At 73.5% G+C, this 21,604-nt stretch carries 19 protein-coding genes; 8 read left to right on the forward strand and 11 right to left on the reverse strand.

Annotated elements, in window-relative coordinates:
• Nucleotides 1-135: 135 nt before the first annotated feature.
• Nucleotides 136-1,482 (reverse strand): ferric reductase-like transmembrane domain-containing protein, encoded by a 1,347-nt coding sequence (locus ACE3UN_RS05245; protein WP_374673861.1) that lies wholly within the window; start codon nucleotides 1,480-1,482, stop codon nucleotides 136-138.
• A 132-nt stretch (nucleotides 1,483-1,614) separates the two neighbouring features.
• On the opposite strand from ACE3UN_RS05245, the gene ACE3UN_RS05250 reads away from it, so the two are divergent.
• Together ACE3UN_RS05250 and ACE3UN_RS05255 are read left to right on the forward strand one after the other, a co-directional pair.
• On the forward strand, nucleotides 1,615-2,238 hold the full coding sequence (locus ACE3UN_RS05250; protein ID WP_374673862.1) for an FMN-binding negative transcriptional regulator: 624 nt from the start codon (nucleotides 1,615-1,617) through the stop codon (nucleotides 2,236-2,238).
• Between the two features lie 89 nt (nucleotides 2,239-2,327).
• Entirely contained in the window at nucleotides 2,328-3,080 is a 753-nt protein-coding gene (locus ACE3UN_RS05255) for a glucose 1-dehydrogenase (RefSeq protein WP_374673863.1), read from the forward strand.
• Here ACE3UN_RS05255 and ACE3UN_RS05260 read toward each other — a convergent pair.
• On the reverse strand, nucleotides 3,065-3,508 hold the full coding sequence (locus ACE3UN_RS05260; RefSeq protein WP_374673864.1) for a hypothetical protein: 444 nt from the start codon (nucleotides 3,506-3,508) through the stop codon (nucleotides 3,065-3,067). The genes ACE3UN_RS05255 and ACE3UN_RS05260 overlap by 16 nt on opposite strands.
• Before the next feature lie 2 nt (nucleotides 3,509-3,510).
• The gene (locus ACE3UN_RS05265) at nucleotides 3,511-4,740 is read right to left on the reverse strand and encodes a lipase family alpha/beta hydrolase (protein WP_374673865.1); all 1,230 of its coding nucleotides are present in this window, start codon (nucleotides 4,738-4,740) and stop codon (nucleotides 3,511-3,513) included.
• Nucleotides 4,741-4,827: 87 nt separating this feature from the next.
• Here ACE3UN_RS05265 and ACE3UN_RS05270 point away from each other — a divergent pair, with 87 nt between their 5' ends.
• Complete coding sequence (locus ACE3UN_RS05270; RefSeq protein WP_374673866.1) at nucleotides 4,828-5,316, forward strand: hypothetical protein; 489 nt, start codon at nucleotides 4,828-4,830, stop codon at nucleotides 5,314-5,316.
• Here ACE3UN_RS05270 and ACE3UN_RS05275 read toward each other — a convergent pair.
• The 6 genes from ACE3UN_RS05275 to petA all read right to left on the reverse strand — a co-directional run bounded on the left by ACE3UN_RS05275 (nucleotide 5,300) and on the right by petA (nucleotide 16,670).
• Nucleotides 5,300-5,839 (reverse strand): M48 family metallopeptidase, encoded by a 540-nt coding sequence (locus tag ACE3UN_RS05275; RefSeq protein WP_374673867.1) that lies wholly within the window; start codon nucleotides 5,837-5,839, stop codon nucleotides 5,300-5,302. The genes ACE3UN_RS05270 and ACE3UN_RS05275 overlap by 17 nt on opposite strands.
• Before the next feature lie 31 nt (nucleotides 5,840-5,870).
• Nucleotides 5,871-8,258 carry a penicillin-binding protein 1C gene (gene pbpC, locus ACE3UN_RS05280; RefSeq protein ID WP_374673868.1) on the reverse strand — a complete coding sequence of 796 codons (2,388 nt, stop codon included), beginning with the start codon at nucleotides 8,256-8,258 and terminating at the stop codon, nucleotides 5,871-5,873.
• Nucleotides 8,255-14,308 carry an alpha-2-macroglobulin gene (locus ACE3UN_RS05285; protein WP_374673869.1) on the reverse strand — a complete coding sequence of 2,018 codons (6,054 nt, stop codon included), beginning with the start codon at nucleotides 14,306-14,308 and terminating at the stop codon, nucleotides 8,255-8,257. Before ACE3UN_RS05285 ends, pbpC begins: the two co-directional genes overlap by 4 nt.
• A 67-nt stretch (nucleotides 14,309-14,375) precedes the next feature.
• Nucleotides 14,376-14,537, reverse strand: coding sequence for a hypothetical protein (locus tag ACE3UN_RS05290; protein WP_374673870.1), 162 nt, complete (start codon nucleotides 14,535-14,537; stop codon nucleotides 14,376-14,378).
• A gap of 55 nt (nucleotides 14,538-14,592) precedes the next feature.
• Nucleotides 14,593-16,056, reverse strand: a complete 1,464-nt coding sequence (gene ccoG / locus ACE3UN_RS05295; RefSeq protein WP_374673871.1) for a cytochrome c oxidase accessory protein CcoG — start codon at nucleotides 16,054-16,056, stop codon at nucleotides 14,593-14,595.
• Nucleotides 16,053-16,670, reverse strand: a complete 618-nt coding sequence (gene petA, locus ACE3UN_RS05300; RefSeq protein ID WP_374673872.1) for a ubiquinol-cytochrome c reductase iron-sulfur subunit — start codon at nucleotides 16,668-16,670, stop codon at nucleotides 16,053-16,055. The genes ccoG and petA overlap by 4 nt, the downstream gene beginning before the upstream one ends.
• A 228-nt stretch (nucleotides 16,671-16,898) precedes the next feature.
• Here petA and ACE3UN_RS05305 point away from each other — a divergent pair, with 228 nt between their 5' ends.
• Nucleotides 16,899-17,048, forward strand: coding sequence for a DUF3149 domain-containing protein (locus ACE3UN_RS05305; protein ID WP_374673873.1), 150 nt, complete (start codon nucleotides 16,899-16,901; stop codon nucleotides 17,046-17,048).
• Between the two features lie 10 nt (nucleotides 17,049-17,058).
• Here ACE3UN_RS05305 and ACE3UN_RS05310 read toward each other — a convergent pair whose 3' ends face one another.
• Both ACE3UN_RS05310 and ACE3UN_RS05315 read right to left on the reverse strand, forming a co-directional pair.
• Nucleotides 17,059-17,265, reverse strand: a complete 207-nt coding sequence (locus tag ACE3UN_RS05310) for a hypothetical protein (protein ID WP_374673874.1) — start codon at nucleotides 17,263-17,265, stop codon at nucleotides 17,059-17,061.
• A complete protein-coding gene (locus tag ACE3UN_RS05315; RefSeq protein ID WP_374673875.1) occupies nucleotides 17,262-17,789 on the reverse strand; it encodes a DUF2243 domain-containing protein in 528 nt (175 codons plus the stop codon). The genes ACE3UN_RS05310 and ACE3UN_RS05315 overlap by 4 nt, the downstream gene beginning before the upstream one ends.
• A gap of 117 nt (nucleotides 17,790-17,906) precedes the next feature.
• Here ACE3UN_RS05315 and ACE3UN_RS05320 point away from each other — a divergent pair, with 117 nt between their 5' ends.
• From ACE3UN_RS05320 to ACE3UN_RS05335, 4 genes are read left to right on the forward strand one after another with little or no spacing between them, the layout of a single operon-like run.
• Entirely contained in the window at nucleotides 17,907-18,410 is a 504-nt protein-coding gene (locus ACE3UN_RS05320) for a hypothetical protein (protein ID WP_374673876.1), read from the forward strand.
• A gap of 32 nt (nucleotides 18,411-18,442) precedes the next feature.
• Entirely contained in the window at nucleotides 18,443-19,660 is a 1,218-nt protein-coding gene (locus ACE3UN_RS05325; protein WP_374673877.1) for an MFS transporter, read from the forward strand.
• A 38-nt stretch (nucleotides 19,661-19,698) separates the two neighbouring features.
• Nucleotides 19,699-19,866, forward strand: coding sequence for a hypothetical protein (locus ACE3UN_RS05330; RefSeq protein ID WP_374673878.1), 168 nt, complete (start codon nucleotides 19,699-19,701; stop codon nucleotides 19,864-19,866).
• A 45-nt stretch (nucleotides 19,867-19,911) separates the two neighbouring features.
• Entirely contained in the window at nucleotides 19,912-21,597 is a 1,686-nt protein-coding gene (locus ACE3UN_RS05335; RefSeq protein WP_374673879.1) for an NAD(P)/FAD-dependent oxidoreductase, read from the forward strand.
• The last annotated feature ends 7 nt before the right edge of the window (nucleotides 21,598-21,604 follow it).

Genomic DNA, 21,604 nt, shown 5'->3' on the forward strand with positions numbered 1-21,604 from the left:
CTTTCGGGGCGCGGCAGGCGGTCGGGGGGTGCACCATCATCCGCCCAGGCGGGCACGGCCGAAGCGCGGAATACCGGCGCGGCGGCCTGGCATTTCGGCGGGCGGTCGCCCGCCGCCCGCCAGGCGGGCCCGCGCTCAGCGCATCTCGAACAGCTCCTGGTGGAAGCGGGCGCGGGGCAGGTCGTGGGCAACGAGATCCTGGCGCAGCGACCGGCCGAAGGCCGACGGCCCGCAGAACCAGACGCTGGCCTGCTGCCAGGCGGGCACGGCCGCGCGCAGGCGGGCGCCGTCCAGGCGGCCGTCGCGCGCATCCACCCGCACGTGCAGGCGCACGCCCGCGGCGGCCGCGTCGGCGCGCAGCTTGGCGATGGCGGTCTCGTCGTACACGGCCGTGGGGTGGAACAGGTCGATCTGCTGGCCATGGCCCGGCTGGGTCGCCAGGTGCTTCATGCGGGCGATGAAGGGCGTGATGCCGATGCCCGCACCCACCCACACCTGCGGGCCGGGGCCGTCGTCGAAGGTGAAGCGGCCATAGGGGCCCTCGACCGTGACCTGCATGCCGGGGTGCAGGCGCTCGCGCAGGCGCCGGGTGTGGTCGCCCAGGGCCTTGGTGACGAACGTGATGCCGGGCTGGGCCGGCTCCCAGGCCGAGGCGATGGTGTACGGGTGCGCGCCTTCGCGCTGATCGGACGTGACGAAGGCGAACTGGCCCGCGGCGTGCCCCGGCCAGCCCGGGCCCAGCAGCACGCGGGTCTCCAGCACGTCGAGGGCGGCGTAGTCCTGGATGGTGGAGACGCGGCCCGCCACGCGGCGGTGTGCGCCGATGCGGCCACTGAGCGCCAGCACCGCGGCCACGCTGCCCGAGGCCATCAGCACCGCCAGCACCACGCCGATGGGCTGGCCCCAGTAGGCGACCTTCACCAACACCACCGAATGGAACACCAGCCCCAGGTACGCCATGGCGATGAGCGTGTGCGTGCGGGCGAAGAGGTGGTAGGGGAAGCGCTTGACCAGCGCCAGCACGATGAGCACCGCGGCGGCGTAGAACGCCCATTCGCCTACGCCCTCGGCCACGCCGCGCAGGCTGCCGAAGGCTGCCTCGAGCGTGAAGGGCGCATCGGCCGGCCCAGGCGGGCGGGGGCGCCGCTCGGGCCGCGTGAGCCAGCCCCAGCCCACCATCCACTTGGTGCCCTGCGCCATCCACCAGTGGGTCAGCGACACCCCCAGCGCGGTGATGCCCAGCCACTTGTGCAGGCGGTACATCTTGTCCAGGCCGCCCAGGGGCTTCTCCAGCCACACCGGGCGCGTGGCCAGCACCATGGCGACGCTCATCACGCCGATGGCCAGGGCGCCGCTGTACTGCATGAACACCGTGCGGAACGGGAAGTAGCCGAAGGGCTGGGGAAACAGGGTGTCCGCAGCCCACCACAGGGCCGACAGCAGGGCCAGTACGGCGATCAGGGCGATCTGGATGGGGGTCATGGTGTCAGACAGTGCGTCGTGAACAGGCCGGCGTGCATGCTGGCACGGCGGTGCCTCGGGGGCCATGGTGCGGCGTCAAGGTTTCCGGCCCATTGCTGGCGTGCGTGCCGGGTGGCGGGTTAGGCTCCCGCCATGTACACGCCCGCCCATTTCGCCGAGGCCCGCCCGAGCGAGCTCCACCGCCTCATCCGCCAGCACCCGTTGGGTGTGCTGGTGACGACCACGCCGCAGGGGCTGGATGCCAACCACCTGCCCTTCGAGCTGGAGGCCGAGCCCGCGCCGGGCCGGCTCATCGGCCATGTGGCGCGCGCCAACCCGGTGTGGCAGCAGGTGGCCAGCGGCACGCCGGTGCTGGTGGTGTTCCGCGGGGTGCAGGGCTACGTCTCGCCCAATGGCTACCCGAGCAAGGCCGACACGCACCGCGCGGTGCCCACCTGGAACTACGAGGCGGTGCATGTGCACGGCACGCTGCATGTGCACGACGACGCGCGCTTCGTGCGCGGCGTGGTGGCGCGCCTGACGCGCACGCATGAGGCCGCCGAGCCGCAGCCGTGGAAGATGGGCGATGCGCCGGCCGACTACCTCGATGCGATGGTGGCGAACATCGTGGGCATCGAGGTGCGCATCACGCGCCTGGAGGGCAAGCGCAAGCTAAGCCAGAACCGCGACGCGGCGGATCGCCTGGGGGCGGCGGCGCATGCGCGTGGCCGCGGGCTGGCCGACCTGGCTGACGCCATGCGGGACATCGCCGAGTGATGCCCGCGGGCTGACGCCGCGCAAGCCGCGCGGGCCCGCCCCGCCCAGAATGGGCCGGATCCATGTTCACTGCCTCACAGGAGAAACGCATGCAGCTGTCAGGTCAGGTGGCGCTCGTCACGGGCGCGTCGTCGGGCATCGGCCGCGCGGTGGCGCTGGCCTATGCGCGCGAAGGGGCGAAGGTCGTCGTGTCCGATGTCGTGGCCGACGGCGGCCACGGGACCGTGCGCGCCGTGCAGAGCGCAGGCGGCCAGGCCTGTTTCGTGGCGGCCGATGTGTCGCGGCCGGAGGATGGCCAACGCCTGGTGCAGGCCACGCTCGACGCCTACGGCCGGCTGGACATCGCCTGCAACAACGCCGGCATCGGCGGCCCGCAGGCGCCCACGGCCGACTACCCGGTGGACGGCTGGGACAAGGTGATCGCGGTGAACCTGTCGGGTGTGTTCTACGGCATGAAGCCGCAGATCGCGGCCATGCTGCGCACGGGCGGCGGCGCCATCGTGAACATCGCGTCCATCCTGGGCGCGGTGGCGTTCGCCAACTCGCCGGCCTACGTGGCGGCCAAGCATGGCGTGCTGGGCCTCACCAAGACGGCGGCGGTGGAGTACGCGGCCCAGGGCGTGCGCGTCAACGCCGTGGGCCCGGCCTTCATCCACACGCCCATGATCGCGGCGCTGGAGAACGAGCCGGCGGTGCAGCAGATGCTGCTGGCGCTGCACCCCATGGGCCGCCTGGGCACGCCCGAGGAGGTGGCCGAGCTGGTGCTGTGGCTCAGCTCGCCCCAGGCCAGCTTCGTGACCGGCGCCTACTACCCCGTGGACGGCGGCTACCTGGCACGCTGAGCGCCGCGCCGCAGGCCGAGCGCCATCAGCGCGCCCCAGGCCCAGTGGTCGGCCATCTGCGGCCAGAAGGCCAGGGCGGCCACGTCGGGGAAGGCGCGCGGCGCCACCACGAGCAGGTGGCACAGGCCCACCGCGGTGAGGAGTGCCAGAGCCCACCGGCCGGTGTGATGCCGGGGCAGGGTGTACGCGCAGACCAGGGCCCAGAAGGTGGACAGGGTGCCGTGCACCACGGCGGCCGCGGCGAACAACACGGGCAGCGCCTGCGCCTGCGGCAGCAGCATGCGGCCGGCCGCGCGCGTGGCTTCCCACGGGTCGCCGCCGGTGGCCAGCGCCCACGCGGTGGACGGCGCGCCGCTGAACACCGTGGCCAGCAGCCAGCCGATGAGCACGGCGCGCCAGGCGAAGCGGGGCGGTGGCAGCGCGGGCATGGTCAGCGCAGCCAGTCGCGCAGGTGGGCGAAGACCTCCGGGTGGTCCAGCAGGTCGAAGTGCCCGGCGCGCGGCACCACGAGCCGGTGCGACACGGGCACGCCCAGCGAGCGCGCCGGGTCGGCGTGCTCGCCCAGCGCGCTGGCCACCGGCACCAGGCCGTCGCCGCGCAGGCGGGCGACGTCGGTGTGCGCGCTGCGGGTGGCGGCCACCAGCCAGACGTTCACACCCTTCGGCAGCGGCGTGGGATGGCGGTCGTCGTGGTGCTGGCGGTGCCGGTGCGGGTGCTGCTGCCAGTCCGCGTCCTCCAGGTTGCCGAAGCGCAGGTCGGTGATGCCGGCGCTGCGCGCCATGCCCAGGCGGGCCAGCGGCGCGGCGTAGGGGCTCAGGCCCAGGGCCAGGTCGGCCAGGCGCCCGCTGCGCTCGAGCGGGGCGCCGTGGTGGGGCGAGCCCAGGCAGGCCAGGTGGCGCAGCGCGCGGCGCCAGGGGCGGCCCTCGCCCACGTGGCAGGCGCTGCGCGCCACCAGGCCGCCCATGCTGTGGCCCACGATGGCCAGCTCGCGCACGGGCACCGGCCAGGCGGCGAGCAGCGCGTCCAGCTGGTCGGCCAGGTCCCGCCCGTTCTGCGAGATGTGGCGGCCGGTGTTGTAGTGCAGCCAGACGGGCGTGTGGCCCAGCGCCTGGGCCAGGGCCGTGCCGTGGTCGTGCCCGTGGCGCTGCCATTGCAGGTCGTTCATGGCCAGGCCGTGCACCAGCACCAGCACGCGGTCGCTGGCGTCGGCCGGCGGCTGCCGCAGGGGCTGGCCGCCCACGCGCCACTGCATCGGGATGGCCAGCGGGTTGCCGCTGTCCGCCAGGTGGTCGCCGAACACGCCGTTCAGGGCGGCGATGAGCGCCTCGCGCTGCGGCGTGGTGGTGTGGCGGTCCAGGGGCAGGGCCCCCAGCACGGTGTCCAGGCCGGCGCCGACCACGCGGGTGCCGCCGCGCACCGCGCGGTAGACGAAGCCGGTGATGCCCCCAGGCCGCCCGGAGGGCGCCTTGCCCAGCGGGGCGGGGCGGCGGGCGATGGTGTGGTGCATGGCCTCGACCACGTCGGTGACGCCGAGCACGCCGTCCACCGCCAGCCGCGCCAGGCCGCGCAGGTCGGCGGCACGCAGGGGCAGGCCCGGGCGCGTGGCGGGCGGAGGCAGCGGGCGAGGCGCGGACGGGGGCAGGGCAGGCGGGTTGGACATGGGGGACGGGCGTGGGGGCGCGGGGCGTGGCGGGTCGCCAAGGGGCCGACTGTGCGCTGCCCAGCCGGCGCCGTCTACCATGCCGGCATGGACAGTGACGAACGAGACGACGCCAGCGAGCGTGTGCAGGAGCCGCGGCTGTGGCGCGACGACGGCTGGACGGCCAAGGTCATCAAGAACGAGGACGACGACGGCTGGGCCGTGCAGATGTTCAAGGACGGCCAGGCCGAGCCCGCGCTGGTGGGCCCGTGGACCATGGGCCGCGACAAGAAGAACCCCAAGCCGCTGGACACCTCGGCGTTCAACACCCTGGTGAAGACCGCCAGCGAGGTGATCCGCCGCCACGAGCAGCAGCTGCATGCGCGGCTGCACAAGCAGGTGGACATCGAGCACGAGGGCGAGCGCCTGACCGTGACGCTGGACATCGTGCCCGACGAGTACGAGCCCTACGCGGTGCTGGCCGCGGTGGACGCCTTCGGGGAGAAGCGGGCCGAGGCGCGCGTGCGGCCCGATTTCCGGCTGGGTGCCGCGCAGGCGCTGGCCTGGGCGGAGGGCGGGTTCAGGCGGCCGGGCTGAGACCGGCAGACGCCGCGCCCGTCTCGCCCAGCTCACGGGCCGTGAGCCACAGGCGCAGGTCGAACTCCAGCTGGTGGTAGGCCGGCTCCATGTGCTCGCACAGGGCGTAGAAGGCCTTGCCGTGCTCGCGCTCCTTCAGGTGCGCCAGCTCGTGCACCACGATCATGCGCAGGAAGGCCGCGGGCGCCTGGCGAAACACGCTGGCGATGCGGATCTCCCGCTTGGCCTTGAGCTGGCCGCCCTGCACCCGGCTGACGCGCGTGTGGGTGCCCAGGGCCTGCTGCAGCAGCTGCAGCCGGTTGTCGTAGGCCACCTTGGCGATGGGCGCCGACTGGCGCATGAAGCGCTCCTTGAGCGCCATCACGTAGTCGTACAGCGCGCCGTCGGTGCGCACCTCGTGGGTGTCGGGGTAGCGCTGGGCCAGGTAAGCGCCCAGCCGGCCTTCGTCGATGAGCTGCTGCACCTGGGCGTGCAGGTGGGCGGGGTAGCCGGCGAGGTACTTGAGGGCGGGCGTGTCGGCCATGGCGGCATTGTCGTCGCCCCGCCCTCACGCATCAGGGCACGTCCACCAGCAGCTCGCGCACGTCGGCCCGGCCCTGGTCGTCCACCACGCGCAGCTGGTAGCGGCCGGGGCGCGGCGGGCGCCAGGCCAGGGGCTCGCCGGGGGCGCTGCGGCCCAGCAGGCCGTCGTCGGCGAACCAGTGCAGCGTCTTCACGCCCTGGCTGGCCTCGGCACGCAGGGCCAGCGGCTCGCTGCGGCGCGGGTCGAGCAGGTAGCGCACGCCACGCAGGGGCGACACGATGGTGGGTGCCTCCGCTGCGGCGGCGTCACCCGGGCCGGCGCAGTCGCCCGCCAGCTGGCGCCGCGGGAGGCCGGCCTGGCGGAACAGGCGCTGCATGTCGCTGCCCCAGGACTCGACCACCACCTGGCGGGCATGGGGCTGGCGCGCGGCATCGGGGCCGCACAGCGGCTGGCCGGTGCGCCCATCCACCCACACGGCGCGGTGGCCGCCGCCCGGCGAGAGCGAGGTGGGCGTGGGCCCCAGCGGCGACTTGCCCGCGATGAACCAGGTGGTGGTGCGTGCCGGGCACAGCGCGTCGGGCGGGCCGCCGGTGGTGGCACACACCTCCACGCGGCGCAGGTCGGCGGGCAGGGCGCCGGCCACCTCGCCCGGGTCCAGCCCCTGGGCCCGCAGCGCGTCCACCATGCGCAGGAACAGCGGGGCCGCGGCTTCCAGGCCGATGTAGGCCGGGTTGCCCTCGCCGTCGAAGCTGCCCACCCACACCACCAGCACATGGCGGCCGAAGACGCCCGCCGTCCACGCATCGCGGAAGCCCCAGGAGGTGCCCGTCTTCCACGCGATGGGCGGCTGGGCCGGCGCGCCGGTGTCGGGGCGCGGTGTCTGGCGCAGCATGTCCAGCGTGATGAAGGCGGCCTCGGGGCTGAGCAGGCGAGCCGGGGCCTGGCCGGCGGCCTTGGCGGCGTGGGCCTCGGCGGCGTGTGCCTCGGCGTCGGCGCGGGTGTAGGCCAGCGGCCGCAGCGTGCCGCCATTGGCCAGCACCGCGTACAGGCGCGCCAGCTCCTCCGGCGTGACCTCGCCGCCGCCCAGCACCAGCGCCAGGCCGTAGTGGGCTTCGCTGCGCAGGCGTGACACCCCGGCGCGCTGCAGGAACTGGTACAGGCCCGGCTGGCTCAGCCGCGCGGCCACGGCCACCGCCGGCACGTTGCGGCTGCGGGTGAGCGCGTCCTGCGCGGCCACCGGGCCCATGAACTGGCCGTCGAAGTTCTCGGGGGTGAAGGGGCCGAAGGCGGTGGGCGCGTCCTTCAGCAGCGTGCGCGGGTGCAGCAGGCCCTGGTCCAGCGCCAGGGCGTAGATGAAGGGCTTGAGCGTGGAGCCGGGCGAGCGCTTGCCCAGCGTGCCGTTCACCTGGCCCTCGATGGCGGCGTCGTGGTAGTTGGCCGAGCCGACGACGGCGCGCACCTCCATGGTGGCCGCATCCAGCAGCAGGGCACTGGCGTTGCGCAGGCCCAGGCCGGCGCGGGTGGCGAGGTAATCGGCAGTCACGCGCTCGAGGGTGCGTTGCATGCGCAGGTCCAGCGTCGTGTGCAGCGTCGCCCGCGGCGCGGCGGCCCCCGCCTGCCACGGGGTGGCGGCGGCCTGGCGCAGCAGCATGTCGGTGGCGTGCGGGGCGGCGAAAGGCAGTTGCGCACGGCCACGCGCGGGCAGCGGCGGCAGCGTGGCCTCGGTGAGCGCGCCGGGATGCGCGTCGCGCCAGGCGGCCCACAGGCGGTGGCGTGCGGCTTCCAACTCGGGCGGGCCCCCGGCACGGGGCGTGCGTTGGGCCGGGTTCTGGGGGATCACCGCGAGCGCCAGCGCCTCGGGCAGCGCCAGCGTGGCGGCGCCGTGCTGGAAGTACACGAGGCTGGCCGCCCCCACACCCTCGATGTTGCCGCCGTAGGGCGCGGTGTTGAGGTAAGCCTCCAGGATCTCGCGCTTGCCGTGCCGCGCCTCCAGCCACAGCGCCGCGGCCATCTGCTGCAGCTTGCCGGCCGGGTGGCGGCTGTCCAGGCCGTACAGGCGCCGGGCCAGCTGCATCGTGAGCGTGGAGCCCCCCTGGCGCCGGCCGCCTTGGGCCATCTGCCAGGCGCTGCGCACCAGCGCCGCCGGGTTGATGCCCGGGTGCCACCAGAAGGCACGGTCCTCGTACAGCAGCGTGGCCTGCACCATGGCGGGCGGGATGTCTTGCAGCGGCACCCACAGGCGGTACTGCTGGTCGGCGGCCAGCGTCAGGCGCAGCAGCGCGCCGTGGCGGTCCACCACCGCGGTGGAGGTGTCCACCTGCTCACGCAGGGACGCATGCGGCAGCACGCGCAGCGCCAGCAGCCCCAGGGCGGCGAGCCCCGCGGCCGCTGCGGCACGCCGCCACCGCGTCCTGCTCACTTGCCCACCGGTGCCACCGTGAAGCTGCCGGCTTCCGAGCGGCCGTTGATGCGGCGCTCGTACAGCGCCTCGCCGAACGCCGCGGGCAGCGCGAACTGGCCCACGTTGGTGGCGCGGGCCTGGTAGCTCACCTCCAGCGTGCGGCGGCCCACGTCACCGAAGAAGATCACCCGGTCCTCGCGCACGTCGGTGTACTGCAGCGGCCAGGTGCCGCGGCCACCCACGCGGCGCAGGCCGGTCGGGCGCTCGTCGTCCTGCTCGGTGGACACGGCCTGCAGCACGGGCTCCAGGCCGCTGGGCAGCACGCTGGCCAGCGCCACCTGGCGCACGGCGTCGCGGTCCAGCGCGCGCACCGTGAGCTTCACCGTCACCTCCTGGCCCAGGCGGGCCTGGCTGATGGCCACGCCCTTCTCGTCCAGGATGGTCTGGGTGATTTCCAGGCCATGCGTCTCGGCGGCCGGCGGCACGCTGCGCTCGTAGCCGCTTTCCGCCCAGGCGTAGAACACGGGCAGCTCGCCGGGGTTGGCCAGGCGCAGCCTGGCGGTGCCGGGCGGCACGGCGACCTGGGCCAGCACGCGCAGCTCACCGGTCAAGGCCAGCGGCTGTGCGGGGCCACTGGCTGGCACGGCCGACGCGGTGACCTGGCCCGCCCGTGTGGCCGCCTGCGCGGCGGCGCGCGCGTAGGCATCCACCGCCAGCAGGGTGCTGGCCGACGACTGCGTGCTGTACCAGCCCTGGCCGATCTGGCCGGCCAGGCGGTTCCAGCTCTCGGCCGGCAGGGCGGCGAGCAGGGTGGGGAAGTGCCGCGCGACGAGCATCAGCAGGGTGCTGTCATGCACCAGGGGGTCGTAGTAGCTGTCCCACACGGTGCGCGCCTGGTTGGCCTTCACGCGCTGCAGGTAGTCGGCCCACACCGGCTGGATCAGCTCGCGCGCGGCGACGTCCTGCTTCTGCATCTGCAGCGTGGCGGCCAGGTAGGCGGAGCCCAGGTCCGTGTCCCAGCCCGGGCCACCGCTGGCCGACCGGGGCGGCAGCTTCCTGGCGGCCTCGCGCAGGTTGGCCACCGCCGCCGGTACCGGCACGCCCTGGCGGGTGAGCAGCCAGGCCATGAAGGCGCGCTGGCGCCAGCCGGTGAGCGAGGTGTCCGTGGTGGCCAGGCGCTGCTGCAGCCAGGTGGCGGCCTTCGTCACCATGTCCGACGGTACGGCCAGCTGGCGGTCGCGCGCTTCCAGCAGCAGCTGCAGCGCATAGGCGGTGGCGAAGTCGTCCGACGGGCCGCCTGGCCAGGCGGCGATGCCACCGTCGCCGCCCTGGCGCGCGCGCAGCTGGGTGAGCGTGCGGTCCAGCGCGGCGCGCGGACTGAACGGCTTGTCGCCCGTGACCCCGCGCGCCTTGGCCATCTCCCGCGCCAGATCCGGCTGGCCCGCCAGCACGATGGCCGGCAGCGTCTGGCTGGCGAGCTGCTCGGTGCAGCCGTAGGGGAAGGTCTCCAGGTAGCGCACCAGTCCGGACGCGAAAGCCCACGGCGTGGCGGACACCGAGAGCTCGCTGCGCGCGAACTCGGGGTAGGCGTCGAGCCGACCGGTGAGTTCACCCGCGCCCACGGCGGTGCCGCTCTGCACGCGGGTGACGAAGGCCGAGGCCGGGCGCACGCTGAGGTCGGTGGACAGCCGCGCGCTGGCCTTGCCGTGCGTGGCGGTGAAGGCCACGCTGGCCGAGCCCAGCACCGCCTGGGCGCCGGCCTTGGCACGCACGCGGAACACGGTGCTGCCTTCGCTCTTCTCGCTGGCCTTGACGGTCTGCACCGCGTCGCCCACCACCTCCAGGCCCTTGCCGACGGCCAGCTGCACCCGGATGGGTGCGTGGGCGCCGGAGCCGGCGACCTGGTTGGCCACGCCCAGGCCGATGTCCACCGTGTCACCCGGGGCGAGCGAGGTGGGCACGGTGGGCAGCAGCACGATGTCGCCGCGCACGGTGGTCTGCTGGGTGACGGCGCCCACGGCCTCGTCGCTGACCGCCACGGCCATCACGCGCACGCTGCCGTTGAAGTGGTCGGGCAGGGTGTAGCTGAAGGTCTTGTCGCCCTGCACGTCCACCAGGCCGGACCACCACGCCACCGGCTTGTCGCGCTTGCGCTTGAAGGGATTGAGGTGCTTGCCGGCTTCGCCCTCGCCGTCGCCGCCCGGCGCGGCGGCCGTCTGCAGCAGCTTGCGGAACTCGGGCAGCACCAGGTCCAGCGTCTGCAGCGTGCTCACCTCGAGCGCGCGCTTCTGGAAGAAGTGCTTCAGCGGGTCCGGCGTGCCGTGGCGCGCCACCTGCAGGATGCCCTCGTCCACCGCGAACACCCAGGCGCGCGTGGGCCGGTCGCTGTGCAGCGTCATCTTCAGTGCCTCGCCGGGCTTCACCCGCGCGGGCGCCTCCAGCCGCAGGCGCGCGGTGCGCCGGTCCAGCCCGGTGGCGAAGGGCACCGCGCCATGGCTCAGCGGGCTGGTGTAGATCTCGTCGGACGCGGGGTCGCGCATGAACTGCACGTTGATGTAGCCGTTGCCCTCGAAGTCACGCGGCAGGGTGATGCGCTGCACGCTGGCGGTCTTGTCGGCCTTGAACCAGGCGTGGGCGTAGACCTTGTCGCGCTCGATGGTGACCAGCCCCGCGCCGGTGTAGGGTGCCTGGATCGCCAGCTCGATCTCCTCGCCCGGCTCGTAGCTCTTCTTGTTGAGCTTGATCTGCAGCTCGGCGTTGCGGTCCAGGCTGCGGCTCAGGTTGGCGGCCCCCGCCACGCTGTAGGCCACGCGGTTGAGCACGCGGCCGTCGCCGGCGCGCACCTCGAGCGCGAAGTTGCCCGGCATGCCGGTGGCCAGCGCCACCTTCTGCCCGCCGGCGGCCAGCTTGAGCGGCTGCTCGTCCAGCACCACGTCCTTGGCGCGCGACTCGTAGCGGTACAGGCCGTTGCCCTGCTTGACCAGCACGGACACCACCTTGCGCTCCACGCGGGCGAGCTTCAGCGCGTCCACGGCCACGGCATTGGCCTGCGGGTCGATGGCCACGAGGTGCACCTCGCGGGCCGCACCACGCGCCACGTAGTCCAGGCTGTCCGGCGCCTTGATGCCCACCAGCCAGGGCTGGTCGCTCACCAGGCTCTGCGCCTCGGCCGCCACGCTGCGGCCGCCCTCGGGCTCGAAGGCCTTCACCAGCACATGGGCCTGGTAGGTGGCCGCCTCGAAGCGCGACAACCGCAGGTCGACCTCGGCGTGGCCCTGGGCGTCGGTCTGCACCGCGCCCAGGTCGTCCACATGGCTTCGGCGCTGCGTGCTGGGGTCGTGGAACACGTGCTCGGGCCAGCGGCGGAAGCGCGGGAAGGCCGGCGTCAGCGTGAGGCGGCTTTCCACGCGGCGGTCGGGCGCGGGCGTGCCGAACAGGTTCTGCACGTCCACCCGCACCGCCAGGTCCTGTGGCGTCACCCAGCCGTCGGCGGATTCGCGCGACAGCCGGGCGGCGGCCTTCATGCGGTCGGGCAGGAACTCCTGCACCTTCACGGTGGTGCTGCCGATCAGGCGCGCCGGCACCTCGGGGGCGCCGGGGCTGGCCTGGCGCGGCAGGCTGAGCGTGACCGTCCAGCTGCCGGTGGGCGAGCTGTCCTGCGTGGCGTGGCTCAGCTCGGCGGTGCCGGACGGGCCCAGGCGCAGCAGCTCGCGCCGCACGGACAGGCCGCGGGCGTCGGTGATCTCGGCTTCCACCGGCAGGTCCTTCAGCGAGGTGGACCACTGGGCGGCCTTCACCGCGATGCCGATGTGGAAGGTGTCGCCCGGCCGGTAGATGCCGCGGTCGCTGAAGAGGAACGCGGTCATCTGGTTGGGCACGCCGGTGGTGCGCAGCCCGCCCACGTCGAAGCGCGACATGTCCAGGGTGCGGTCGCGGCCCAGGCTGGCTGCGGCGCCGAAGCCGGCCAGCGGCAGGAAGCTCAGGTCGCTGTCCTTGCGGGCCAGCAGCAGCACGGGCGCCTTCTCGCGGGTGAAACCGTTGAGGTTGCCCACCGAGGCGCGGCCGGTGGCGTCGGTGGTGGCACCGGCCAGCACCAGGCCGTTGCGGCCCCACACCTCCACGCGGGCGCCGGCCACGGGCTGGCCGGTGGCGATGGACTGCACGAAGACGTCGCGCGCGCCGTCGGCCGCGCGCTTGGTGATGAGGCCGAGGTCGGTCACGATCACCAGGCGCTGGTCGCTCACCTGGGACGGGTCGAGCGGCGCCTCGCCGTCGCCCTCGCAGCAGCCGGGGCAGCAGCCGTCGCCGGCGTCCTCGCCGTCCTCGCCGCCGTCGTACTCGCCCGGCTCGGCGGGCGCCGCGGGGGAGGCGCTGGCCGGGTCCCAGCCACGGGCCTTGAGCAGGAACACGCCGCGGCGCTCGGCCCCGGCATGCAGGTACTCGGCGAAATCGATGGTCTCGTGGTGCGATCGGCCGGGCTTGAGCTTGAGCGGAATGCGCCGCTCGAAGCGCTCGGCCAGGTGCTCGTCCTTCAGCCGGCCCCAGAACTGCGGCTGGCTCATGCTGCCGTCGGCCTGGGTGGCCAGCAGGTGCAACTGCTGCGGCAGCACGCGGGCGATCTCCACTTCCACGCCGGGCAGGTCGCGCACGAGCAGCGGCAGCTTCTTCTCGCCCGACAGCGCGAGCAGGGAGCCCTTGCTCATGATGGACAGCTCGGGCGCGAAGGCCTTGACCTGCACGATGTCCGTGCGCTCCGCGGCCAGCAGGTAGCCGCCGGGCGACTTCATGCCCTTGGCCACGCGCACATAGAGGAAGCGGCCGCCTTCGGCATCCCGCAGGCGGAAGCTGGCGGATTCGCTGGCCTCGCGCTCGGCGGGGATGGCCTCGAGCTTCATGGCCTTGGCGCGCTTGAGCACGGCGGGCGTCACCTCGCTCGGGTCCGTCCAGGCGAAGGGCTCGCCGCCGTCCTTGTCGGACACGGGCAGCATCCACGCCTGCACGGTGCGGGCGAACTCGCGCTCGTGCACGGCCATGCTCGCGCTGACGTTCAGCACGTGCTCCGGGTCGCCGGCATCGTTGCTCACCACCGCCGTGGCGATCTCCGTGACGGCCAGGCTGTACAGGCCCGGCACCTCCACCGCGCGCGCCAGGGGCTCGGGCGTGCCCGGGCCGCCGCGCTGCGCCGCGACGCCCTTGTCCACGCGCACCTGCATGGCCATCGATTGTTCGGGAATGGGCAGCGGCTCCGACTGGACGACGGCCTGCAGCTTGTGCTTGTCGTAGCTCACGCTGAACGGGCGACGGCTGCCGTCGTCCAGGCTGATGCGCGGCTCCAGCGTCTTGGGGTCCACCGGGTGGTTGAAGTCGAGCGTGAGCACGACGCGGCGCACGTTCGGCTGCACGGGGTCCTGGTAGAACTCGGCCGCCGCCAGGCGCGCCTCGAAGCCCGCGGCCGTGAACTCCAGCTCGCGCTCCTTGAGCGCCACGTGCGGCGCCAGCGCCTTGCGGCCGATCTCCAGCTCGTAGGCCTGGCCCACCGGCCAGTGGGCCTGCGGCTCGAAGCGCAGCGTGGTGGCATCCACCCATTGCCAGCGGCCGGCGACCGGCGGCGAGAGCGTCACGTCGGTGGGCTCCTTGCCGACGCGCAGCGGGGGCGCTGCCGGCGCGGAGAAGCGCACGACCAGCGGCCGGGGCCCGCCGTCGTTGGCGTAGTCGGGTGCGCCGGGCGCGTCGAGCCGGGTGGTGACGGTGGCCGCCCCCAGGTCGTCGCCCAGCAGCCCGACGTTCAGCCAGGCCGGCGCCCAGGCGCGCCAGCGTTGCGCGATGGTGGGGGCCTGCCACACGAGGGCCGCCACGAGCAGGGCGCCGAGCAAGGCCCAGAGTGCATGGGCCTGTAGCCAGGCACCGGCGCGTGCGGCCGCGGGGCCGCCGGCACGCAGCCACGCCGGGGGCGACCATTGGCCGAAGACCGCACGCCCCACGGGCGCCATCCGCCGCCCGGCCGACGCCAGCAGCGCACCCAGGCGCGCCATTCCCTCACCGAGCACCGCATTGGTCTTCGCCAGCATGAATCCCCCATCCAATGGCGGGGGATTATGGCCAGCGGCCGCGCGCGGGCCGGCTGCGTTCGTGGGATCAGCCGGGCGTGCCCTGGTCGTCCTGCGGGATGTCGTCTTCCTGCGCGGGCCGCGGTTCGGGGTCGGAGGGCACGGCGGGCGCGGGGCCGGGGGCGGGCGCGGGCGCGGGCGCGGGCGCGGGCGCGGGCGCGGGGGCGGGGGGCGGGGCGTGGGCTGTCATGGCAGATGAGGGTGGGTGCAGGGCCGGCGTGGCAAGCCATGCGCCCACCGCTTGCTCAGCGCGGCAGCACGAAGGTGGACTTCTCCCTGAGCTGCCGGCCCGCGTCGCCGCCAGTTCCCACCCGCTCGATGGTGAAGTGGATCTCGTGCGCCCCGGGGGGCAGGGTGGCGGCGGTGTCCGGCGGCACCCGCAGCGCCAGCGTCACCCAACGGGCGTCGGCCGGGCCGAGCGTGAACAGCACCGGCGCGTCCAGCGCCAGGCCCTGCAGGCCGTCCGCCGTCACGGTGTACGACTGGCTGGTCTCGGTGGCGTTCATGACCTGGAGGCGATAGACGTTCTCCACCATGCCGTCGTCCACGATGCGAGCCAGCGAGGCGCGGTCGCGCACCACGTCCACCTTGAACGGCGTGCGCAGCGCAATGCTCACGCCCACGCCGGTGACGATCAGCGCCAGCACGGCCGTGTACACCAGCACGCGCGGCCGCAGCACGCGCCGTAGCAGCTGCGCCCGGGTGAGCTGCTCGCGCAGGCCGTTCTGGGTGTCGTAGCGCACCAGGCCGCGGGCGTAGCCCATCTTGTCCATGACGCCGTCGCACACGTCGATGCAGGCGGCGCAGCCGATGCATTCGTACTGCAGGCCCTGGCGGATGTCGATGCCGGTGGGGCAGACCTGCACGCACAGGCCGCAGTCCACGCACGCGCCCAGGCCCAGCGCCTTCGGGTCGGCCTTCTTCGAGCGTGAACCGCGCGGCTCACCGCGCTGGGTGTCGTAGCTGATGATCAGCGTGTCGTGGTCGAACATGGCGCTCTGGAAGCGCGCATACGGGCACATGTACTTGCAGACCTGCTCGCGCATGTAGCCGGCGTTGCCCCAGGTGGCGAAGCCGTAGAACAGGATCCAGAACCATTCCCACGGCCCGAAGCCCAGCGTGGCCGCCTCATGGGCCAGCGTGCGGATGGGCGTGAAGTAGCCGACGAAGGTGAAGCCGGTCCACAGGGCGATGCCGACCCAGGCCGCCTGCTTGGCGGTCTTGCGCCAGAGCCGCTCGGCGGTCCAGGGACCGGCGTCGAGCTTCATGCGCTTCGCGCGGTCGCCCTCGATCTTGCTCTCCACCCACATGAAGATCTCGGTGTACACCGTCTGCGGGCAGGCATAGCCGCACCACAACCGGCCGGCCACGGCGGTGAACAGGAACAGGGCGTAGGCCGAGACGAGCAGCAGCGCCGTGAGGTAGATGAAGTCCTGCGGGTAGAAGACCAGGCCGAAGATGTAGAAGCGCCGGGTGCCCAGGTCGAACAGCAACATCTGCCGGTCGTTCCACTGCAGCCAGGGCAGGCCGTAGAACACGATCTGGGTGAGCAACACCAGGGCCCAGCGCCAGTTGACGAAGCGGCCCGTGACCGAGCGTGCGTAGATCTTCTTCTGCGCCTGGTAGAGCCACTCGGTGTGCGGCTGGTCGGTGGCTGGCGCGGCGCCGTCCACGGTGGCGGCAAAGGAGGAGGTGGGGGTGCTGTTCATGACGCGTCGCCGATGCGCAGGCGCTGGTCGGCCAGGTAGGCGTGGGGCGGGATCTCGAGGTTCGTGGGCGCGGGCTTGTTCCTGAACACGCGGCCGGCGAGGTCGAAGGTGGAGCCGTGGCACGGGCAGAAGAACCCGCCCGGCCAGTCGCTGCCCACACTCGGGTTGGGCGTGCCCGCCGGCAGCACCGTGGGCGAGCAGCCCAGGTGGGTGCAGATGCCGATGGCCACGAACACCTCCGGGCGCAGCGAGCGCGTCGCATTGCGTGCCGCCTCGGGCTGCTGGTCCTTGGCGGACTCCGGGTCAGCGAGCTGGCCCTCGTGGCCCTTGAGCGCGGCGAGCATCTCGGGGGTGCGGCGCAGGATCCAGACCGGCTTGCCGCGCCACTCCACCGTCTTCATGCCGCCGGGCGGCAGGTCGGAGATGTCCACCTCGACAGCGGCGCCCATGGCGCGGGCCCGTTCGCTGGGGGCGAAGGACGACACGAGCGGAATCGCGGTGGCCGTGGCCGCCACGGCGCTGGCCGCGCCGGTGGCCGCCAGCCAGCGGCGTCGGTCCGGGTCGTCCGGGGTGGAGCCGGCAGGTGGCAGCGGCAGGGTGGTGGTGTGTTCCATACCCTGACAGGTATCAAGTTGCATGCCCGCCGCGCGCGTGCGGCGGGGCACGGGCCACGCCGGGGGCAGACCGCACCACGCGGTGCGCAGGCGTCACGGCGGCGTGCCAGGCGTGTCAGCCGTGGCAGCGTGGCATGGCAGCGCGGGACGGTTGAGGTGCGTCAGAAACTCCCCCATCGGGCGGGCGTCCAATCGACGCCGGCAACCCCCTCCAACGAAGGAGATGACATGACCGCCCTGAAGGAACTCTTCACCAGTGACGTCGGCCTGCTCAGCCTGGCCGTCATCGTGTTCACGCTCGGCATGGCCGGCTACTACGCGCGCTACTTCCTCAAGCACATGCACGACGACGAGGCGCGCATGCGCCAGCAGCAGTAGCCCCCAGGGCTCAGTCCACGGCCACCCAGTAGAGGTGGCCCTGCTCGCACTTGTACTCCGCGAGCGTCTTGCCGTTTTCCTGCCGGGTGTTCCCGGTGGCGGTCATCGGCGTCTTGTCCTGCGGGCACAGCTGGGGCGTGGTCGGCGTGACGGCCATCAGCACCGCCAGCAGGGACGGCAGCCAGGCGTGGCGCGAGGCGCGGGCGCAGGGGTTCATGGCGTCGACCTTTCTCCGCCGGGAGGCGGTGCACTGCGCCACAGCCAGGCGCCGGCTGCGGCCATGGCGGCTCCCCAGAGCAGGAAGCCCATGTCCCACCACACCCACTGCTCGCGCGGCACCGTCTCGTTCACGTGGTGCAGCCCCAGCAGTTGGTGGTTGACCAGGCCTTCCACGACGTTGAAGCCGCCGAAGCCCACCAGCATGGTGCCGGCTAGCAGCCGGGTGGACCACCACAGGTGCCGGCCATGGGCGCGTCGCCACAGCAGCACCAGGCCGGCGGCGACGCAGACGTAGGTGGCGCTGTGGAACAGGCCGTCGGCCAGGGTGTTGATCTCCAGGTTGCGCACCGAGTCGGCCGGGTAGCCGGCGCTCGTGAGCATGTGGTGCCACTGCAGCAGCTGGTGCAGCACGATGCCGTCGAAGAACCCGCCCAGGCCGATGCCGAAGAGCACCCCCGCGGCGGCCGGGAACGGCAGGCGGGGCACCGGCGCGGGCGCCGCGGAGCGGGAGGAGGCGACCATGGTGGCGGCCGCGGCAAGCGGCGTTCCGAGGCCGGCGTCCGTGGCCGCGGTGGCGGATTGGTTGCCAATCGCAACGCGAACGCTCAACACCGGGGCGGATCGGCCGAAGACGGCGCCATGGAACCCGCCATGAACGCCGCCCGCTGGCTGCCGCCCCAGCCTGCCCATGGGCGCCTGCACCGCTACATGGAATCCGCCGACATCAACGCGGCGTTCCGTGCGCTGTTCGACCCGCTGCGCACGGCCGTGCGACGCGGGATGAGCAACCCGGGCCAGATCTACGGCATCGAGATGGACCCGTGCGTGCCCGGCGAGCTGCTCGGCACGGACTGGATCCCGCCGGCCAGCCAGGGCGTGGACGACGCGCTGGCGCTGGCCGACCCGCTGCGCCGGCATGCGGTGTTCGGTCGCCTGCTGGCGCAGCGCCGGCCCGAGGCCCTGTTCGCCTACGTGTGCGAACGGCCGGCCCACCGCGGTGCCTCGGCGCACGTGTACCTGGAGATCGTCTCGGCCGATGGCTGCTATGCCGCCGAGTACCCCGTCGTGGCGGGTCGCGGATGGGCCCGGCGCGACCTGGTGGACGCGCCGCATCGCCGGCTGGACCCCGTCGCGCTGATCTGACCGGCGGCGTGCCCGGCGGCCACAATGGCCGCATGCGACACGACCCGCGCGACGGCGCGCCGCCACCGCCTCGCCTGCCCACGGCCGTGTGGGTGCTGGGTGGCGTGAGCCTGCTGATGGACGTCTCGTCCGAGATGGTCCACAGCCTGTTGCCGCTGTTCCTGGTCGGCTCGCTGGGCGTGAGCGTGTTCGCCCTCGGCGTCATCGAAGGCGTCGCCGAGGCGACCGCACTCGTCACCAAGGTGTTCTCCGGCATGCTGAGCGACTGGCTGGGCCGCCGCAAGGGCCTGGCGGTGCTGGGCTACGCCCTGGGCGCGGCCAGCAAGCCGGCGTTCGCGCTCGCGCAGGTGGCCGGCGTCGTGGTGGCGGCGCGGGTGGTGGACCGCATCGGGAAGGGCATCCGCGGCGCACCACGCGACGCCCTGCTGGCCGACCTGGCCCCGCCGGGCGCCCGCGGCGCCGCCTTCGGCCTGCGGCAGTCGCTGGACACGGTGGGCGCCTTCCTGGGGCCGCTGGTCGCGACCGCGCTCATGCTGCTCTGGTCGCAGGACATCCGGGCCGTCTTCTGGGTGGCGGTGCTGCCGGGCGTGCTGGCGGTGCTGCTGCTGGCGGTGGGGGTGCGTGAGCCGGCGCGCCGCACGTCGCGTGTGCCGGTGAATCCCATCCGGCGCGAGGCGCTCGGCCAGCTCGGGCGCGGCTACTGGGTGGTGGTGGCCGTGGGCGGCGTCTTCACGCTCGCCCGCTTCAGCGAGGCCTTCCTGGTGCTGCGGGCGCAGCAGCTCGGCGTGGCGGCCACCTGGGTGCCGCTGGTGATGGTGGCGATGAACGTGGTCTATGCCGCCACGGCCTACCCGGTGGGGCGCCTGGCCGACCGCATCGGCCACGGCGGCCAGGGCGGCCTGCTGCTGGCCGGCCTGGGTGTGCTGGTGGTGGCCGACCTGGTGCTCGCGGCGGCCACCGGATGGGCCGCGCTGCTGGCCGGGGTGGCCCTCTGGGGCGTACACATGGGCATGACGCAGGGTCTGCTGGCGGCCCGCGTGGCCGACGAGGCGCCCGAGCACCTGCGCGGCACCGCCTTCGGCCTGTTCCACCTGGCCAGCGGGCTGGCCATGCTCGCCGCCAGCGTCGTGGCGGGCGCGCTCTGGCAGGGCGCCGGTGCGCCCGCCACCTTCCTGGCGGGGGCCGGATTCGCCACCCTGGCGGCGCTCGGCCTCGTGATCACCCGCCCGCCCGCGCCGCAGCGTCGATAATCGGGGGTTTCGTTCCCCTCAACCCCCTGGAGATACGCATGGGCAACAAGATCGTCACCGAGGCCGACCGCCGCGCCACCCCCCGTTCGCCTGCCGCCACCGGCACGCACTACACCCCCGGCCGTGGCCAGCAGGTCAGCCGGGAGCGGGGTGCCCACACGCACCACAAGAAGAACCCCGGCAAGCGTCCGCACAAGGGCGGCTGACCTGCCGTTCGCCCTGCCGCCCACCGAGCCCCTCTGCGCCCGCGGATGATCCGGATCACCGAACTGCGGCTGCCGCTGGACCATCCCGAGGCCGCCCTGCGGGCCGCGGTGGTGCAGCGGCTGGGCCTGCCTGAGCACGAGCTGGCGGAGTTCACCGTCTTCCGCCGCGCCTACGACGCGCGCAAGAAGACGGCGATCGTGCTCATCTACACCGTCGACTGCCGCCTGGCGGACGGCGTGGACGAGGCGGCGCTGCTGGCGCGCCACGCGGGCGACGCCCACGTCCGGCCGAGCCCGGACACGCGCTACCGGCTGGTGGGCGAGGCGCCGGCCGGCTTCTACGGCAGCGGGCGGCCACGGCCGGTGGTCATCGGCTTCGGCCCCTGCGGCATCTTTGCGGCGCTGGTGCTGGCACAGATGGGCCTGCGCCCCATCGTCCTGGAGCGTGGCAAGACCGTGCGCGAGCGCACCCAGGACACCTGGGGGCTGTGGCGCAAGGGCGTGCTCCACCCGGAGTCGAACGTGCAGTTCGGCGAGGGCGGGGCTGGCACCTTCAGCGACGGCAAGCTCTGGAGCCAGATCAGCGACCCGCGCCACCTCACGCGCAAGGTGCTCACGGAGTTCGTGAAGGCGGGGGCGCCGGAGGAGATCCTCTACGTCAGCAAGCCGCACATCGGCACCTTCCGGCTCGTGAGCATGGTCGAGAAGATCCGGGCCGACATCGAATCGCTGGGCGGCGAGATCCGCTTCCAGCAGAAGGTGACGGACCTGCACATCGAGGCGGGCCAGGTGCGGGGCGTGACCCTGGCCGACGGCACGCAGATCGACACCGACCATGTCGTGCTGGCGCTGGGCCACAGCGCGCGCGACACCTTCACCATGCTGCACGGCCGCGGCGTGGCGATGCTGGCGAAGCCGTTCTCCGTGGGCTTTCGCATCGAGCACCCGCAAGGGGTGATCGACCGCGCCCGCTTCGGCGCCCACGCCGGCCACCCGCTGCTGGGCGCGGCCGACTACAAGCTGGTGCACCACGCGAAGAACGGCCGCTCGGTCTACAGCTTCTGCATGTGCCCCGGCGGGACGGTGGTGGCTGCCACCTCGGAGCCCGAGCGCGTGGTCACCAACGGCATGAGCCAGTACTCGCGCAACGAGCGCAATGCCAACGCCGGCATCGTCGTGGGCATCTCGCCCGACGACTACCGGCAGGACGCCGGCGGCAGCGGCCCCGTGTCGCCGCTGGACGGCATGGCCTTCCAGCGCGTCTGGGAGTCACGCGCGTATGAGCTGGGCGGGGGGGGTTACCGGGCGCCGGGGCAGCTGGTGGGCGATTTCATCGCCGGCCGGCACGGCGCGGCGGTGACCCGGGACTTCGGCACCGTGCTGCCCTCGTACAAGCCGGGGGTGCACCTGACCGACCTGAACGAGCCCGGCCGGGAAAGCCTGCCCCCGTACGTGCTGGAGGCCATCCGGGAGGCGTTGCCGGCCTTCGAGCGCCAGATCCGGGGCTTCTCGATGGCCGACGCGGTGCTCACGGGCGTGGAGACGCGCACGTCGTCGCCGCTGCGCATCCCGCGCGGGCCGGACTACCAGTGCGTGAACGTCAAGGGCCTGTACCCCGCCGGCGAGGGCGCGGGTTACGCCGGCGGCATCATGTCCGCCGGTGTGGATGGCATCGAGGTGGCCGAGGCCCTGGGCCGGCACCTGCTGCAGGCCGGCGCCGTGCCGGCCTGAACCCGCT

The sequence above is a fragment of the Ideonella sp. genome, assembly GCF_041918995.1.
In the GTDB taxonomy this organism is placed as follows: domain Bacteria; phylum Pseudomonadota; class Gammaproteobacteria; order Burkholderiales; family Burkholderiaceae_C; genus Ideonella.